Source organism: Paenibacillus sp. BT-177 (assembly GCF_025846815.2).
Taxonomy (GTDB): Bacteria; Bacillota; Bacilli; order Paenibacillales; family Paenibacillaceae; genus Paenibacillus; species Paenibacillus polymyxa_C.
On the sequence record NZ_JAOYTP010000004.1, the window covers coordinates 1 to 19,162 of the forward strand.

A 19,162-nucleotide genomic window follows, 5' to 3' on the forward strand; every position below is an offset into this window, starting at 1 on the left:
AGGATGTATCGGGTATTAGCTACCGTTTCCGGTAGTTATCCCTGTCTTGTGGGCAGGTTGCCTACGTGTTACTCACCCGTCCGCCGCTAGGTTATTTAGAAGCAAGCTTCTAAATAACCTCGCTCGACTTGCATGTATTAGGCACGCCGCCAGCGTTCGTCCTGAGCCAGGATCAAACTCTCCATTAAAGACCAACCGAAGTTGGTTATAGAAAGAGCGATTAGCTCATGTTGAAACTGACGAGATAAAATATCTCATTTTCGTTTCCATTTCATACAGCCAGATGGCATGTACCAAAATTTAAACGTTGGATTTTGTAAACAAAATCCATACTCACTCGTTGTTCAGTTTTCAAAGATCAAATTCTTCATTTCATCGCTATTTTTTCCTCAATAGCAACTCTTATATACTATCATCTTTCAACTAACTTTGCAACAACTTTTTTTTCGTTTTTTCTTCAATTCGTTCTGCTCATTAGCCGACCGACAAAATATCTTGTTTAATTGGCCGGAATAAGAATATAACACATAATCAAATTATATAGCAAGTGTTATTTTCTAAAATAATTCGAGTTTAATTTAAAATCAAAACAAACCCCAAAACCGATGAAGGTTGTGCAAATTCGGCTGGCTTTTAAGCAACCACAAATCAAGAGGACTTAAATCTGAAAAATATAAAAAAAAAGCCAGCGATTTTATCGCCGGCTTCCCGTCAATTCAACAAAATGTTATGGAGTATGATGGCCAAAATATTGGAGCGTTCCATTTGGATAAGAGTTCCACTCTCCTGGAAGGTTATAAAAGGAGGAACCGGACTTAATCCCCGATTTTCGGATAATAGTCCCATTATTCGGCATAAATTGCGTTTTGCCGTCAGGATCACCTAAGACATCGATCGTTACACCGTTCTTTTTCAGGACATAGCCTGTCGTTACATTTTTATCTGATTCTGATAACATTATTTCTTCATTATAGTAGGCCGCAGGAACAATGTCGAAAAAGTCATAAAAAATGGAATCGATATATATATAAGGCATGCCTTTCCAAAACGAATTAATAGGTTGGCTCCACACTTTAGGAGTATTTGTAGCTAAATTGTATTGATGAATCTCAAGTGAGTATCCTGCATTTTCTATAGGTTTAGAAGTATCCCCTACTGGATTGTAAAACAACTCAATAGCAGTGCGGGTTTTATCCAAGGATAGATACTGGGAAAAATATAGATCCTCTGGCCCTTGAGGATTTGCTATCACTTGGAATACAGTGGCAGATCCGTTTGCCCCGATTACCCAGTAGTATTGAGAAATATCCCCATTCCATGTCCAAACTGTCCCGTTAAGAGGGATTGGTCCAGTAAAGGTAGAATCTGCCGTACCCGAATAGACTTTAAATGAAGTTTCACCCGGGAAAACTGTTGACATGTCATAAGTAATCGGATCTTTGACCCCTTGCTTGGTTCGGATTTGAACAATTCCGTTCGTCGTTAGAGGAGCATTTGTTACCTGAAAATTATAGGTGGCTGTTCCACCATGCCCGTCATCCGCAGTAATCGTTACCTTGGTACTTCCTGCCTGATTACCCGGAGTAAGAGTCAGCGTTGATCCGTTAACCTCTGCATTTGCCACACCGCTTGATTCAACAGTAGAAGTAAACGTCAGGGCATCCCCGTCAGCATCACTGAACAATTGGGATAGGTCGTAGCTTCTTGCATTGGTAACTCCTGCAGTCAACACTTGTTCATAAATGGCAGCTTCTACTTGAGGGCGTTGATTTGAAGATGGGTTAGACGAACCGGATGACTGGACATTGACCTGGAAGGTAGTTGAAGTTTGCCCTCCGCGACCATCCGTAGCCTTGATTTCTATGCTTGTCGTCCCTGCACTTAGTGCCTGAATTTTCAATTGGTCTCCAGTGATTTCCGCCGAAGCAACAGACGGAACGGAAGAGGTTGCCATAAAGGTCAACGTATCTCCATCAGGATCTGTAAAAACGGGATCTAAATCGAGTGAGTAAACCGCATCACCTACAGTAAGCCACTGGTCGACAGGTTTAGTTTCTACTGGATTTTGATTCTGTGGAGGTCCAGCTGTGACGGTGGTTTTGAAAGTTTTGATTACTTCCCCTCCCTGGCCATCTGTTGCTTTGATCGATACTAATGTGCTACCGATCGTTAATGGTGTAAGAGTGAGTATATCCCCATAAACGGCAGCCGTCACAACAGTCGGGTCAGAAACGCTATGAACATCGTAAGTTAAAACATAGCTATCAGGACTGGAAAAGAAATCATTTAAGGACAATTGAATATCGCCTGTATTTATTTCTTTCATCTGATCCGGAATCCCTGTGGAAATCGGGGATTCATTGACGCTAACATCAAAATTAGTAGCGACTTCGCCCCCACAGCCATCTTCTGCTTTAAGCGTAATCGTTGCTGTTCCTGGGGAAACTGCATGGACTGTGGCTATGTTTCCGTTAACGGATATAGCAGCGACTAACGAATCCGAAGATTCTGCAGAAACGTCCACAGAGTCGCCATCAGGATCGTGGAATATCGAAGATAAATCCAGGGTATAATCTGAATTACCTAAAATCAGTGTCTGATTACCCGGCTGCTGATCTATAACCGGATTTTGGTTAGGTACAGCGGTTACTTCCATTTGAAACGACCGGCTTGTGCTGCCTCCATGGCCATCGGATGCCTTAACGGATACTGATGTGCTGCCAATCTTTAACGGTGTAATGGTAAGCGTGTCCCCATTGAGCACTGCAGTTGCAACCGAAGAATCGGAAATATCAATGCTGTATGACAACGAATCCTTCTCATGGTCGGTAAAGAAGTCATTTAAAGATAATTGAATGTCACCTGAATTGATTTGTTTCGCTTGATCCGGAATTCCCATGGATGCCGGAGGTTCATTAACGGTAATATCAAAATTGGTTTTAACCTCGCCTCCACGGCTATTAGTCGCTTTTAGCTGGATGTTTGCTGTTCCTGAGGAAACCGCATGAACCGTGGCTTGATTTCCGTTAACGGAGACCGTCGCAATGGAAGGATCCGAGGATTCTGCCGAAATGGTCATTGGTTTGCTGTCCGGATCAAGGAATACCGGGGATAAATCCAGGATGTAGTCCGCATCGCCCACAGTGAGCGTTTGGTTGCCTGGCTTCTGATTTACAACCGGATTTTGATTAGGTCCAGCAGTTACCACTAATTGAAACGACTGGCTTGCACTGCCTTCCCGACCATCAGATGCCTTGATATTAACTTGGGCATGTCCTACAGCTGCCGGAGTTAATACCAATTGATCACCCGTCAAGGTAAAGGTGGCAATGGAAGGATCATCGATCACAACCTCATAGGTCATGGGATCATTTTCAGAATCTGTAAAATATGATCCTAAAGACAAGGTCACATCGTCGCTTCCCAGCTGTTCGCTTTGATCAGGGATACCCAATGAAACAGGAGATTCATTAACACGGACCTTGAAACTCGTGCCCGCTTTTTTCCCGGCCTGGTCATCTGCAGCGATCGTAATAGTCGCAGTCCCTTTGCCAACAGCCTTGATAGACAGGTTGGTTCCCTCTACTCGGACTGTACTGATTTTTGTACTAGACGACACAGCCGTATATTTGAGCTCAGACTGCTCCTCATCCGTAAAATGCCCAAGCAAGTCAATTTGAAGTTCAGAATCGCCCACCGTTACGGCTTGATCGTCATATTTGGTCACTAACTTCGGTGCTGTATTGGTCACAACCGTAAAGCGCGAGCTACCGGAAGAGCTACTGGAAGAAGTTGTAGTGACTCCTGATACCGTCGAAGAGGACACACCTGCTGCAAATGAAGTATTCGTGACTTGGCTGGAGGAGCTTACACTAATGTTTGCTTCAGAGTTATTTACTTGTAAATTTGAAATGGTTCCAGCTACCTCCAGACTGACCGAGGAGGAACTGCTCACAACCAATGTATTAATGGAGGCCTGGCCTGTCAGAGCTACGGGCTGATCACTGTTGACTGACAATTGCTGAATAGTCCCCTGCAACTCTACCTGCTGGGCACCGGTAAGAACTTTTAACTGCTGAATCATTGAGGATGAATCATTTTCAATCGTTGCATTGGAAGTCAATGTCATTTGATCTACCCTTGAATTTCCTTGAATGACTACGCGGACATCCTGTTTGGATACCTCGACATCCTGCAGCTCAGATGTGTTAAACAATACGGTGTTTTGGTCACCGCCCTGAATATATGTTTTTCCTTGTACCGTAAATTTAGAGGCATAGAAATCATGTTCAAGGCTTGACGTAACTGTAAAACTATTTTTGACATTCAAATTCATAACCGAAATGTAATCGCCGTCAATAGTTAAATCTCCGTCAATCGAGGAGTTATGACCATCTAATACAAGATTGCCGCTGAATTCGGAAGCTTGCCCTATCGGGGCTTGCCCACTCGCATGGATGACCAGTTTGGTGATTGATTCAATGGTCCGCTGTGATGCTACAAATTGAATATCTGCTCCTTTAAGAATCTCTTGGTTAGAGGTTTGCAGGATTCCTTTAACTGAATCCGAGAGTTTATATTCAATCCCGTTAATCCAGGCCTTTCCATCCTCTACTTTTTGGAGTTGGACTACATGGTCCTTGGGGAAAAAAGTAGACATCATATACTGGGCTATATCTTGACGCTGAACGGACGATTTAGGTTTGAAACCGGACTGATCCGTCTTCATGGAGCCCGACTGTAAAGCCGTATTAACATATGGCCGTGCCCACGGGCTGACCCAATTCCAATCAGTAAGTTTAGCAGACTCCGTGGCGTCAGCTGTAATAGGAAGCCCGGAAGCCCGCATAAGCAGAACCGCAGCCTCCTCTCTGGTTACTGCCGCTTTGGGCCTGAATTTGGAGCCGTCGTCTCCATTCATGAGTCCTGCACGATGTACAGCCTCAATATAGGGACTGGACCAATTTTTCGAGTCTACATCCGAGAAGCTGCTACTTGCTGCTTTAGAAATAGAGAGTTGAAGAGCTTGAGTTAACAAAACCGCCATTTCTTGACGGGTCAACAAATCCGTTGGCCGATAGGATCCGGACGGGTCGCCATGCAGAAGCCCGGCTTCAATGGCTTGCAGGATGCTTGTCTTTTGCTCTGAAGCAATATTATTGATGTCTTTAAAAGGCAGGCTGGCCAGAGCTGCTCCGTTTGATGCACCACTGGCAGCAGATGCAATCGTCTGCAAAGCCGTCGGAGCAACAAGTGCAGCCAAGGCTAATGTAATCAGCCATTTATTGGGTTTAGAACTCATGATGTTCCCTCTATTCTTTTTATTCATTACGGTGCCTCACTGTTAAAGATACCGATATTATCCGTATAATCGATACCTTCATCAAACCATTCACTCGCCTCGTAGTGGCCTGCATTTCCATGGGTAACATCGGATTGTCTAGCTATAGTGGTATGAGGCTGAAACACGGCCGTATCAATCAACTGATTATCGTAATAGAGCGATAAAGTGACAGGTGCTGAATCGTCGTTATAAAATCCCATATCCATGAAGTAATCTACATGTGCATCACCAAAATACATGGTATCTCCTATCACAAAAGTAGCTCCACCTGGAATAGAAGCACCAGCGTTTTGACTTATTTCGATCGAATTTCCACTATCACTGCGTTCAATTCTAATTTTCGAAGCATCCAATTCCTCAGAACCCGCATTATAAAGCTCAATAATCTGCATCATAGAGTCGCCCTCCCCCCATGCCAACTCAGAGAAGAAAAGTCCTTTTTTTTCTCCAACAGTGACTTGGAAGATCGTTTGAACGGTTCCCCCCTTCCCATCATCTGCGGTGACTGTGACTGTAGCACTCCCGACTGCAAGCGGAGTAATACTCAGTTGGTCACCTGTAACGGTAACCGTTGCTACTCCAGGGTCCGATGAACCAGCGGAATACGTTAGCAAGTCCAAATCTTCATCTGCAAAAGTTGAAGCAAGTCCAATAGTTGTGTCCATAGCACCCGCTTCTGTAGAAATATCATTTATCGTGCTTTGAACAACAGGTGCGTGATTAACAGCAGGTAAAGGAGTCACCGTTAGAGTGAAATTCGTATCCACCGTGCCGCCATTGCCGTCATCTGCCGTTACCGTAATCGTGGTCGTACCCGCGTTCACTGGCGTAATTTTCAGGTCACTTCCGTTTACCGCTACTGTCACCACGCCCGTATCTGTCGAGGTTGCCGTGTATGTCAGTGCGTCGCTGTCTTCATCTGCGAACACACCTGCAAGACTCACCGTCTTGATGCCGTCTGCAACACCTGCCGTTACATTGCTGATCGACGTTTCTACTATCGGTGCATGGTTCACAACTTCCGGGATCACCGGCGTGATCGTCACGTTGAACTGTGTATCCACCGTGCCGCCATTGCCGTCATCTGCCGTTACCGTAATCGTGGTCGTACCCGCGTTCACTGGTTTAATTTTCAGGTCACTTCCGTTTACCGCTACTGTCACCACGCCCGTATCTGTCGAGGTTGCCGTGTATGTCAGTGCGTCGCTGTCTTCATCTGCGAACACACCTGCAAGGCTCACCGTCTTGATGCCATCTGCGACTCCAGTCGTCACATTGCTGATCGACGTGTTCACCGTCGGCGCATGGTTTACAGCTTCGGGGATCACTGGTGTGATCGTCACGTTGAACTGCGTATCCACCGTGCCGCCTTTATCGTCATTTGCCGTTACCGTAATCGTGACTGTACCCGCGTTCACTGGCGTAATTTTCAGGTCGCTTCCGTTTATCGCTACTGTCGCCACGCCCGTATCTGTCGAGGTTGCCGTGTATGTCAGCGCATCGCTGTCTTCATCTGCAAACACACCTGCAAGACTCACCGTCTTGATGCCGTCTGCAACACCTGCCGTTACATTGCTGATCGACGTTTCTACTATCGGTGCATGGTTCACAACTTCCGGGATCACCGGCGTGATCGTCACGTTGAACTGGCTATTTATGGTCCCGCCCTTGCCGTCGTTCGCCGTAACCGTGATCTTGGTTGTTCCTGCGCTCACTGGTGTGAGAGTCAGCTGACTTCCATTCACCGATACCGTCGCTACGTTCGTGACCGAAGATTCTGCTGTGTAAGTCAGAGTGTCTCCGTCAACATCGGTAAAGCTATTTGCCAGATTAATCTTTTTAGGCTCATCTGCTGTACTTAACGTAATATCTGTAAACCCGGTAGTAACGCCTGGCGCATGGTTAGTCACTGAATTTGTTGAAGTTCCACCTCCAGATGAAAATGTCACGCTACTCGATGTTACTGTAGTCGTTTTTTGATCCGTCCCGTCAGCGGGCTGAATTTGTCCGATCTGGTTTTGTACTTCGTTGTAATTTTGGATAACTTGTGAAACAGAAATATCTTTAGGTAGCTTAATCGTTTCAACTTTAAAATTCGGGTTCAATGTCACTTTAGCGTTTGCGTTGGCAACTTTTAGCTCCCCAATTGTCCCTGTCCCTTTAATAGAAATATCACTGACGGAATTCACAGTAAGATGGTTTACGTTGCCATTCAGCTGGATATTAGAGACACCGTTATTAAGCTCAATTACTCCTTTGGTATCCCCTTTAATCTGAACACCATCGCCCGAAATTCGAAGTAGGCTGCTTTCCGGTAGACCATTGGTGTTTAACACAACATCTTTTTGCACGATCTCCAATTGTTGTAGCCCGTCCACATTACGATTGCGCGAATTAAACTTTAATATAGCTCCCTTTAACGCATCTTTATTGGAGTTTCCGATCAACTCTTTCAAATTTCCTTCTATTAAATAGGGAACATTATCAATTGTTACAATGTCTCCATCAACGCTATTGATCGTAGCCGTCTGCTCTTGAGTTTTGAAAATATCCAGCAGGAAAGGAGCAATATCCTCCCTTTTTACTTCACCCGTGGGATTGAGCTTGCTGTCATGAATGTCAATTAAACCCAAACGAAGTGCCTTATCTACCGCTCCAGCCGCCCATTGGCTTACCGAGGACTGATCTTTAGGCAAAATGCTTGATCCGCCCTCTGCATTAACCCCTCCGACTGCACGAACAAACACAGCTGCCAGCTCTTCACGCGTAACAGAATCGTTCGGACGGAAATTTCCTAATCCATCCCCGGATAGAAACCCGGCTTTTTGTGCGGCTTCTATATATGGCGCAGCAAATTGTTTGCTTTGCACATCTTTAAAAGTAGAAGAACTTGAAATAGGGTCCAATTTTAAAGCTCTGACCAATAATACTGCGAGCTCCTGGCGAGTTAATGTTGCTGCAGGGCGAAAAGTTCCTTGAGGATCTCCCGATAAAAGCCCCTGGCGTACAGCTTCTTGGATGGCCACCATTTTATCATTCGTCACATAGGATATATCTGAAAACGAATTATTGGCAGGCGTTGCAGCGTGAGCAGAAGTACCAAACGTCGCCTGAAGAGCAACAAGAGCGGCTGCCCACTTAAGTGAATAAACCTTCAATGGTTGTACCTCCTAATTTACTTTTGAGTAAAACGACCCTATTCAATCTTCGAAATGTTTCTACCTAATTCAAAGTTAATAAAGCCTATTCACTGAATTTATCGATAAATAATGCGTTTATATTATTTTTTATTCATATATTTGTCGAAAATAAGTGATTTATGTCGTTTCGATTAATATATACGAAAGCTCTGAACCAATTCTGAACAAAATCTTATATAATTGATGCTGGTTGCACTAAGTCCCCAACTATATTCTTCAAATAACTCATTTCCGCGAGTGATTTATCCGGATCTTCCCTTAACCGTGATACTTGTTCTATAAAAAAATAATCGCAGGCTAGAAACCTGCGATTATTTTTAAGTTAAGACAGCCTCATGCGAAGTATGGAGTTACGTTTTAAAATGATCAGTTTGCCAAGATTAGCATTGTCGACTATTGTACAGCTTCATTAAGCATAAAAAAGCAGCAACTTCACGGATCGTTCCGGAGAAGCTGCTGCTTTCGTGTTCTTATTGGGCTTTGGCTGTATCAAATAATCGTAGATAATAAAAAAGCTATGCTTACGAATTATTGGTATAATCCGTAAACATAGCTCTCCACGAGTCTTACTTAAGGTTGTATTTTTTGTTAAAGCGATCCACACGTCCACCAATATCCACGTTTCTTTGTTTACCAGTGAAGAACGGATGTGAAGCGGAGCTAGTATCTACACGGATAACTGGGTAAGTGTTGCCATCTTCCCATTCCATCGTTTCTTGCGAATATTTAGTAGAAGCACTCAGGAAAGTGAATCCACAGCTAGGGTCCAAAAAGATAACTTTGTTCAATGTTGGATGAATATCTTTTTTCATTTGTTTCACCTAATCTTTCATGTAATTTTAATTTCAAACTCAAACCTACTGGCGTAATGCTCCATCAGTTGGCAAAAGGAACGGTTATGTCTCAGAAAAAAAGACGACAGATCGTAACGGTTGCGCTCAAGGTCGTAAACGACAAGCGAACGATGCCGTATATATCGCATCGCCCATTACACGAACACTCCGTTTCTTTCGTCAGCCTTCATCGTTATATAAGCATATTGTGAATGGTCCTCCGGTTCGTCCCGCATGCTGACATCAGCATAGGAGAACTCGGGTGGCCACGTGCTTTCGATTCAAAAGGCAAAGCGTGCCATGTAGCTTAGCATCTATCAAACAACCATGAAAAGAAGCCGTTCCTCTTAGGTGCTAGCTTTAACCTCGGACGCTCTGTCCACTGGACTAATTCAAGTTTTCGCCGGTTCCATAACGCAGGCTTTTTGCAAACTTACAGGCTTCGCTCAGGAAGAGATCATTCAGGTTGCTATGCAGCAAACTACAAATTATCTAGTTTCACGATGAATCGTGTACTTTTTCAAACGCGGAGAGTATTTTCTCATTTCAATACGCTCCGGATGATTTCTTTTGTTCTTGGTTGTTGTATAGTTGCGATCACCGGATTCGGTGCATGCCAAGGTAACAATAACGCGCATTTATTCTTCCTCCTCAATTGGAATACATGGTATACAATTACAATAGTAATTTTTACGATTAGTTCTATTCTATAATTCATGCTCCTCTTTGTCAACCTTAGAGTCGCGGTTTGTTGCTTCTTTTACTGTGTTCCAGCGATTACAGTACTGTACTAGCTTGGGATGAAGTTCCAAAGGCTCACTCGAAAGCAGCAACCTGACGTTTCTAATCCATTCTCCAAAGGATGCATAGGAAGCGCACAAATTAGCAGTTTCAGGACTCATATACAAAAAAAGCGGAGTTGCATACTTTTCCGCCAAAAAACGAATGGCTGCTTCAATTGGCGTATACTTTTTTCGCTTACCTTCCCAGTTCTCAATCACAACAGCACTCAAAGCCTGCTCTCGCTGCCACTCTCCCAGCTCGTCGACCCGCTTATAATACGAGCGTACTGGCTGCTTCCACATTCTTCTGACCGTTTCTTCATGTAGCGGATACAGCACCAGCTTTGTAAAAGACAGTGCAGCCCCCGTTTCGGCAAAAAGCTCCAGCTCACTAGCTGTAGTCTGCTCAAACGTATCATAGTAGACCATAGTCCCTTTGTGCGTTTCGATTGGCGGTTCATAACCATAGGGTACATATTGAAGGTTTCTTGTCATGCTGGGCACTCCGTCCTTCCATAGAAAATTTCTCCTTCTATATTATACCCTTGTTATGGCATGAGCTTACATAAAATGTTTATCCTTATTCGACAGCAGGTGTATTACCGCGCGGACCCCGCCGGAACTGCAATGCGTAAAGCCCCATCGTCACAAGCGCAATCAGCGCAAGCACCGTAAATATATTGCTGAAATTGAACACTTGGACATTAGATACGACCGGATTCAAATGAAAGGACGACGAACTATCTAACGTTTTGCCCAAAATACTTGTTGTGATCGCCCCGGCAATGAAATTCAACAGAGATAACAGCCCCATTCCAACACCAATCTGATCTTTCGACAAAGTACGAGAAATTGTGTTGGACATGGCAATCTGCATAAAGGTCTGACCTACATTCCCGAAAATAAGCAAAAACAAAATCAGATACGGAGATGCACCTACAAATGTAGACAAGCTGATAAAGCAGATAAACAATAGCGATACGGCTGTATACACCAGAACTGAATTTCCTTTGCTATCGGCCAAACGCCCCCCTTTTTTTCCTAATAGAGCTGACGCAATAGCAGCGGGAAACATAATCAGTCCAATCGTAGCTGGTGTAAGCTGGTTGAGACTATTCAAAAACTGTGGTGCCAAGTACGGCAATCCAAAGCTAATCCCCGTCCCTAAAAAAGCGATAAGAAGCCCATATGAATATTGCTTGTTACGGAACAGCTTCGGCTGGATGAACGGATCGTGGGCAGTATGAATGCGCCATATAAACAGTCCAAATAAAACCACACCGATCAGAAAAAACATCATATTGGCTTGTGAAATGGAAAGCAACAAGCAGGCCACTGTTCCACCCAGCAATAATCCGCCAAGAAAATCGAACTTCTGATCCTTTCCTCGCTGATCGTCCAGGTATTTGCGAAAGAACGGCAAAGCGATCAGTGGCAGCATGGAAATGACGAACAAAAAACGCCAGCTCGCAAAGCCTGTAATCAAACCGGAAATAATGGGAGCCAGCGCAGTACCTAATGCTAAGCCGATTGCTGTGACGCCCAAAGCTCGCCCTCTTTTTTCAGCTGAGAAATAGCGAACGGGAACAATCATAGCGGTTGCCGGAATAACAGCAGCCCCCGTGGCCTGAAGCAAACGGGCTACAATTAACATCCAAAATTGATTGGCCAACAGTCCAATAAGCGAACCTAGTGCAAAAAATATAATCCCAAATGTCAGCAAATCTTTGAGACGATACTTATCTGCAAGCTTGCCGTAGGTCACCGAGCCAACTGCATACACGATCATATAACCCGTCAGTAGCCAGCTTACATCGGAGGCACTAATATGAAATTCCTCCCGAATCACAGGCATAACAACATTAAACATAAAAGCGTTCATCACTGAAAAAACAAGTGTGAAGGCCAAAACTCGCATAAGCTTATCCGCATTGGGATAAGTTTGTTCTTTTATCATTTGGTTTCTCCCTCTCCTGTAAACATCTTATCTAGGTGACATTTTATAGCTCATAGATTCGTCAGCCGGGCAAACTTTTCTAATTATCCGCTCAAACGCAAGCATTCGCAGGACGGTAATCGTGAAGAATTTTTTTGAGCAAACCACGCAGCGCTTCCGACTCTCCGACAGATAACGTTTTGCCTACGGAGCTTTTAATTTGCTCAATGGTACGTTCGGCTACTTTGTGAATCTCCAAGCCTTCCTCGGTCAAATAAATCTGCTTCATTCGCGCATCTTCCGGATGACTCTGGCGTACTGCCCAGTTTTTCTTAACGATCCCGTTAACCAGGCTAGTAACACTTGATTTATCAATAAGCAATAGCTTTTCCAAATCCGTATTGGTGACTCCAGGAGACATCGCCAAAATATAGAGCGTCTGCGATTGTGGGGAGGTAAGCCCCAAAGGCCGCAGTGCTGTTTCAATCTCGCGCCGGACGGTGGTGAAAATCCATTTAATTAAGTACATCGTGCTCTCTTCTTCCCAAGGAAGACAAACGGGATACACCTCACTTCCCATTTCACTGCTAACCTCCTTATCCATCGAATTTTAATAGTTTGAATTCCAACTAATTTTAATCAGCTGCCTATTTGGTGTCAATACCTTCGTAAAAAGATCGTCTACTAAATACAATCAGTTTCAGAATCACGAATACATTTTATGTATAAATTTATACATATAAAAAGACAGGTTCCAAAAGGAACCCGTCTTTTTTACTGTCTATAGTTGCTTAGTTCGCAGCTTTCACTTGAACCAGCGGATAATCTTTTCCATCCACAGTAACCGTGCTAGCATCATTTAGCTCTAGCCGTTGCCAAATAGTCAACAGCGTACGATAAGGATACTTGTCGAGATCATATTCCGTTGTCCCTGTACCATCATCGGACGTGCTGGTGATGGTTTTATCGGTTGCTATACCGCTACCCTCAATTGATATTTTTGAAGTCGCGCCTCCGGCTGTGTTGTCTGTCACTGCTCCAGTCTGATCAGCGCTTTTTCCGCTGGATGTACCGCTCAGATCTGTAGAACCACTTCCTGTGGATTCTCCGGCACCTGTCTTGCTTTTGGTGGTAGCGCCCTCAGTGTTAACGTCACCGGACGAACCATTGTTAGCTTTACTGGCTGCTTCCTTATCATTCTGTTCAGTAAGCGTAAAATTTTCGTATGAGTGCTCCTGTTGATCCGCACCGACAATGACGAGTTTTTTAGGCTTAAATTCTGCCTGCTCTGCCGATGTTTGAAACGCAAACAACAGCTTGACCATTTTCGTAGTGGACTTGGTGTTAGGTACATGTGTCACTATTGCAGCAGGCTCCTCTTTTACCGGCACTGTAGGCTCTACTGGCTGTTGTACAGGCTTTGGAGCAGCGGCAGGCGTTGGTGTGTTAACAGATCCAATGATCCCGGTTGCTTTCAGACCGCCTAATGTTCCTGCAATAACGATTAATACGATCCCGGAAATCACCCCGCCTTTGCGGAAACGACGAAGCGTTTTGACCAAAGGCGTGTCTGTCTCACGCTTTGCTGCCTGATAGAAATTTTTAAAAACAGGCTTAGCTGGTTCAAAATATTGACGCCATAGCGTCTTTTTATGCAGGCCCTCTCGTCCTTCTTTTTGGAAGAATAAAAGCAACGCACGCCGGTAGGCTGGTTCAAAACCACCACGTGGAGTAGCAAACTCAGCGTGTTCCTCCGACCAGCGGATAAAGCGGTACATCGTATCGTTATCCTTTGCCCATTTGCGGATCGAACTGACCAGGCGGGCAAAATCCAGTATTCCTTCGCCAGTACCATCAGAACGATAGAAAGCTGGCAACAGACGGGCAAAATGGCCTTCTGCAAGCTGCTGGGGCAGCCAACCGTAAGCCCAATCCTGCACCTTTTCTACTTCGCTTGGCTCCAGACCGTCTAGCACCGATGGTTCCGGGTCCTCCGTGTTAAACCAATCATAAGCCGCAATCAATCGCACTGCTTGTCCCTTGAGAGGAGCAGGCAACTTTCCAACCCACTGCACCAAATCGGAACGTGTGAAAAACGGAATCTGTACGACCTGATCAGGTGATATTTCTTTTAGCTCTACTTCAGTGAGTAAATATCGATCCGATGCTTCCCGTAAGCGCTCTGTTAATCCGGATTGCTCCAACGGGGACAGTGTGCCCACGGCAGAACTACTGTCCCATTGACGCAAGCGTTGGTGAATGGCAGCCACAGCCTCTACCGGCTTTCTCTCGGCACGCAGCTTGCCCATTAATGCAGATTCAGCCAACAGCTGAAAATCGGCATTCGCTGACACTTCGATATACCGACTGCCCCATTCATGCACCACGGCCAATAGACCCTTTACATCAGGCGTTCTTTTCATCTGACTGTCCATGTAGGGAATGAACAGCATTTTCGTGAGTGCCGGATTACCCAGTACTTTCGTAAAATAGACCTTGCCTAATGACGGATTCTCTTCAATCGTATGATAAATATACGTGACCGCTTCCGTATTTCTGGCAGTATAAGCGTTGTTTAGCGAACGGATTAAATACTCCACCAGCCGATTTTCGCTACTGCGTGCATGAACTTTATAATAGTCCTTGAAGCAATCAACCAGCCCTACATCTGGAATGTGTCCATCCTTCACCCGATCAAACTCGTGATCAAAAAAGGACAGAAACAGGTCATTCAGCCGCATTTTACGTGGCAGCGCATCAGATGGCGATAAATAATCAGTCAAGCTTCGTAACACAGTGATTCGCTGCTCGTTGTATAATGACCGCTCTCCCTGCTCAATTCTGTACAGCGTAATGAGCTCATGATAGCTAGAAGGTGTTAGTTCACGCCCTGCCTCCATGCCTGTCAGCATTTGCTCGGCAAATTTGAGAAAATCGTCTGGAGCCTCGCCATTCAGTAGCGTACGGACAATCCAGTCAAAATATGGCTGTTTCGCCTGCTCTGTATCCACATTCAGTATTCGACTATTGTTAGAGAGGTCAAATACAAAGTCTTTTTCTACATTCCGATCACCGGGACGCAAGCTGAAAGGCTCAACAAACATTAAGTGAATGCCTTTTCTGCTGTTCGGTTCCTGCGCATATGTAAGAAATCCGAGTCTGTTGCGAAATGCATAAGGCAGTGCCGCATACAACACACCCAGTAGCTGTTTGGCTGAAGATGCTACCGCTTCTGCTGGAACATTCAGCGCTACATATACCTTTTTGCGACCCGCAGCTGACATCATTACAGCGTATAAAAGCTGCTTGAACACTTCTTCGCTCAGCTGCAATTGAGCCAGTACTGCAGACGGGTCAACAGCGGGAAATACACTACCACCTGGTAGACGCTCTAATTCCGGTAATTCCGTTCCCTGCTCAATATCATGGGTATCGACAAACGAAGTGTTCAGCCACTGCTTATAATCAGACGGAGATTCACCATGTCCAGCCGGAATCACATAGTTATGCGTAAAAAAGGCGCTCCGAAGCCCAGTGAAATCCGCTGCTTTATAAATACTGCGTCCGAGCACAACACCCCCGGACTCTGTCCGTACCAGATGTAAAGCTTCGGGATAGACACTCTCCTGCTTCTCGCCACGCGCTGTCAAAGCCGCAGGCGCATCATACACACATAAAGGATGCAACACCTTTTTAATAAATGAAGCATCCAACCCTTTGGAATTAGCTACTGTATCGAAGCCTTCCGTAGAACGGAAAATACCGCGCCGTTCCCGTGTATACATTTGCTGCTGTATCATATGAGAGGTAGATAAACTCAATGTGATTCTCTCCCCTCAATGTACTTCAACTTATAGAGCAGCCAGATGAATGGCTCATCTACACGGATCGGACTAACCAACCCTTGCAGCTTTTGGTCCACTGGATTGCTACCTAGAGCAGAAACCGCGAAATAGGCTGTATCTGTAAAATATACATCCATTGTGCCCTTGAACGGCTTATCCACCTTCTCGATAAAGCGCCGAACTTCGCCATCAATGTTCGCGAACTCATCCAAATCCATGTATTTGCGATGTTCCATTGGATTAAAAATATTGCTGTTTGTCTTGATATACGTGCCTTCTTCATCTGCCAGCGCAGTAAGCATGTCACTTTTGGTGAGGACCACAGCTGTCGGAATGTCCGTCTTGCCTTTTTCTTGGTATGCAATAAAGTCACCGAACATCGTAAGTACGACATCACGCGGTTCATCATATTGCGAGACCCATTCACCAGGCTTATCGCCAAGATTAATCTTAATACGTTCCCGGATAGAACGGATTTGCAGTGGATCGACCATAAAAAGAATACCCGCAGAATTTTTAATATGCTGTCCATGAAGTCCCAGATAGTCCTGATCGACCATCCCCTCACCGGCTACATCAAAAAATACCAATGTCAGTGGTGGCTTTTCCTCATCCTTAAATACAAACTGGAAAATAAAAGGCTCCTGCATCTTTTCTTTTTGTGTCGATGTAAGCAGATCGCCTCGTTCAAACAGTGGTTCCTCATACATCGTGCGGAACTTGCGGCTGATCTCTGCATTAAGCGGCATGCAAGCTGCGTCAAAATGATCGGCCGTCACATGCTGCAGCGTGTGAATCAGAGAGGTCATAAATACAGATTTTCCCGCCTGCGAAGCTCCAATAATCGAAATGATATTACTCGGCACCTTGCCTGCGGTCACAGGCAGCTCGTTATGGCAGTGTGGGCACAGTCGGTGACGTGTCAGCTCACCGTAACGGTCCGTCAGACCTGTCAACACATGATCTGAATACAAGCGATGTTCCTCAGGTACATCATAGGGATGAAGAATTGCCTCCATATCATGTACACTATCCAAGCCAAAACGCTCCCGATATTTGTTCAACAGTTCATCTTCACCCAAAGCGTAATCCTCATCATCTTCACGGTGATGGGAAGCACGGAATACCACTTCCTCTGGGGAAAATTTACTAAAGCAATAAGGGCACACAATATCATAGAATAACGGCCGCGGTTCGGCCTGTGGCTTTCTTCTGAATAAATTGCTAAGAAAACTCATCGGTTGTGGCCTCCTTTCATTCAGGAACTAATTCATATATCGTGCCATACTTCTGACCGTCCGTAAAAAACAGCCGCACATACTCATCTCCACCCACTTCAATAGCGGGTAAAACATTCCGTCCTGCAGCAAAGGGTGCCGTGAACGGATACAAGGTGCCATCGTCCCGGTCAACCGGATAGCCGCCACGCTTCTTTACGTAGCAAAGCGCCTCCTGCGGAACAGGAACTTCGGCTGTCACCTGAATCTGGACTGTTTTGCGGCTGCGAAACCAGCTTTTTTTATGGTGAACCGCATATTTAATTTTGGCTCTACCCGTGCTCAACTCCAGTTGGTTGGTTCCGTCTGGCTGACGGATTACAAAGGTGTCACCCTCCTCCCGAACAGCCGGATACACGGTATACCGCACACGTCCAATGCCTTCAATCCGGTCACGATAGCTGCCAGCGGCCTTATATTCCTCGCGTGTAAAAAGCTTCAGGTCAGAAGTCGGTGCCTCATTCTGCCCATTCGCACCTGCATCGGCTGATTGTTTGGCAATATAGACTACGGCTACACCTTCAGGCCACTGCCAGCGTAACACTACCCGGTTGTCGTCAATTTTGTGGCTCAGCTCCGAAATCACAGGATCACCGGGCTGTGCATCCCTATACTGCATAAGTTCCAGCCTCCCGTTCTAAAATCCACTGCTGCGTCGATTGCGCGTCGGTCCTTCCGGTGCCCCTCTCCGTTGGCCTGATGGCCCACCTTGGCTCCCACCACCAGAAGATCGGCGAGTATTTTCCGCAATCGGCAGAACAAGTGAAAAGACAGCAATAAGGGCCGCCAGTACGAGCGCTGCTAGCAAACGAATCATCAAGTCACCTATAGGCGAGCCAGATAATCCTCTTTCCAAAATCAAGCCAGCGAGCAAGCCGGCTGGAACTCCACCAATTGCGAAATTCCGCGCGAGAAAACGGTTATCAAACATCAATCCAAGAGCCAACCCTAATAGAACTCCGATGATAACCAGAGCCGTTACGCGATAAATAGCAAAATACAGACTGTCGGCATACTCACCTGTCCGCTCCGTTACCAGCGTGCGATCACCAATTTTGTTATATATTTTACCGAACGCCTGCGTAAGTCCTTGGGCATTAGCTACATTAGAATAAGTTCCACCCGTTAGGCTGGCAATATTTTGCAACAAAGCTATACCTTCCGATTCTGCCAGTTTCAGGCCGATCGTATTAATCGGAATCTGACGGGCAATGTAAGGAGCCAATGCGGTTTGCGTATCCAGTTCGCTAAAGCCGTCAGAGAGCATAATAACGAGAGAACCTTTTTCCGCATTGCCTTGGGTTTCAATCTCTTTGATCGTCTCGTCCAAAGCAAGCCCGATCTCTGTACCGCCTGACATTATAGTCTGCATACTATCGATTTTGGAATATACCGCTTGCTTCTCTGCATCTGTGCCAATGGGAGTAAATGGCTGCACCAACTGCGCAGTGGATTCAAATGAAACAATGGCTACGCGCTTGTCTCCATCCATTTGCCCAATTAGACTCTTAGCAGCCGTTAGGCGTTCATTATCGGGATCTGTTTGCTGCATGCTTCCGGAATTATCAATCACAAGCACGAGGTCCTGTACACTCTTGCGCCCTTCAGGGTTAATCTGATACCCTAGTTCCAATAACAGACCTGCCACGAACAACATGACCAGTGTAGCAGGTACTAGTAATTTCCAGGACAATCCCGAGTATCGTTGTCGCCATGAATGTCCATTTAACTGTGGCGAAATCAGTTCGCCGATAAGGCAGCCTAGACCAATGCACAGCGCCATGATGCCAAAATACAGCCCGACCACGATGATATGCGGCCAATGGCCTATCAATTTGTGAAGAATAAGCTCTCCTAAGATGAAGCCTACTACAGCGCCCAGCAAGCCAAACACCAATAGGAGAACGTTAAATTTACGTTGCTTCATAAGATTCGTTGCTTCCTT

The 19,162-nt window shown here is 45.4% G+C and carries 11 protein-coding genes and 1 rRNA gene; all 12 read right to left on the reverse strand.

Features of this window, described 5'->3' with window-relative positions:
• Nucleotides 1–188 (reverse strand): 16S ribosomal RNA (locus tag OIU26_RS13550); the annotation flags it as partial.
• A gap of 539 nt (nucleotides 189–727) precedes the next feature.
• A complete protein-coding gene (locus OIU26_RS13555) occupies nucleotides 728–5,302 on the reverse strand; it encodes an S-layer homology domain-containing protein (protein ID WP_264217136.1) in 4,575 nt (1,524 codons plus the stop codon).
• Nucleotides 5,303–5,328: 26 nt separating this feature from the next.
• Complete coding sequence (locus tag OIU26_RS13560; RefSeq protein WP_264217137.1) at nucleotides 5,329–8,502, reverse strand: S-layer homology domain-containing protein; 3,174 nt, start codon at nucleotides 8,500–8,502, stop codon at nucleotides 5,329–5,331.
• 608 nt (nucleotides 8,503–9,110) lie between these two features.
• Nucleotides 9,111–9,356 (reverse strand): type B 50S ribosomal protein L31, encoded by a 246-nt coding sequence (locus OIU26_RS13565; RefSeq protein ID WP_013310118.1) that lies wholly within the window; start codon nucleotides 9,354–9,356, stop codon nucleotides 9,111–9,113.
• 509 nt (nucleotides 9,357–9,865) lie between these two features.
• Nucleotides 9,866–10,015, reverse strand: coding sequence for a 50S ribosomal protein L33 (gene rpmG, locus OIU26_RS13570; RefSeq protein ID WP_013370941.1), 150 nt, complete (start codon nucleotides 10,013–10,015; stop codon nucleotides 9,866–9,868).
• 69 nt (nucleotides 10,016–10,084) lie between these two features.
• Nucleotides 10,085–10,654, reverse strand: coding sequence for a hypothetical protein (locus OIU26_RS13575; protein ID WP_264217138.1), 570 nt, complete (start codon nucleotides 10,652–10,654; stop codon nucleotides 10,085–10,087).
• A gap of 85 nt (nucleotides 10,655–10,739) precedes the next feature.
• Nucleotides 10,740–12,116, reverse strand: a complete 1,377-nt coding sequence (locus OIU26_RS13580) for an MFS transporter (RefSeq protein ID WP_264217139.1) — start codon at nucleotides 12,114–12,116, stop codon at nucleotides 10,740–10,742.
• 91 nt (nucleotides 12,117–12,207) lie between these two features.
• The gene (locus tag OIU26_RS13585) at nucleotides 12,208–12,675 is read right to left on the reverse strand and encodes a MarR family transcriptional regulator (protein WP_264217140.1); all 468 of its coding nucleotides are present in this window, start codon (nucleotides 12,673–12,675) and stop codon (nucleotides 12,208–12,210) included.
• A 211-nt stretch (nucleotides 12,676–12,886) separates the two neighbouring features.
• Complete coding sequence (locus OIU26_RS13590; RefSeq protein ID WP_264217141.1) at nucleotides 12,887–15,916, reverse strand: hypothetical protein; 3,030 nt, start codon at nucleotides 15,914–15,916, stop codon at nucleotides 12,887–12,889.
• Nucleotides 15,913–17,178 (reverse strand): TRAFAC clade GTPase domain-containing protein, encoded by a 1,266-nt coding sequence (locus OIU26_RS13595; RefSeq protein WP_013370936.1) that lies wholly within the window; start codon nucleotides 17,176–17,178, stop codon nucleotides 15,913–15,915. The genes OIU26_RS13590 and OIU26_RS13595 overlap by 4 nt, the downstream gene beginning before the upstream one ends.
• Before the next feature lie 16 nt (nucleotides 17,179–17,194).
• Nucleotides 17,195–17,836 (reverse strand): beta-mannanase, encoded by a 642-nt coding sequence (locus OIU26_RS13600; RefSeq protein WP_264217142.1) that lies wholly within the window; start codon nucleotides 17,834–17,836, stop codon nucleotides 17,195–17,197.
• A gap of 18 nt (nucleotides 17,837–17,854) precedes the next feature.
• Nucleotides 17,855–19,144 carry a vWA domain-containing protein gene (locus OIU26_RS13605; RefSeq protein WP_058710446.1) on the reverse strand — a complete coding sequence of 430 codons (1,290 nt, stop codon included), beginning with the start codon at nucleotides 19,142–19,144 and terminating at the stop codon, nucleotides 17,855–17,857.
• Between the last annotated feature and the right edge of the window lie 18 nt (nucleotides 19,145–19,162).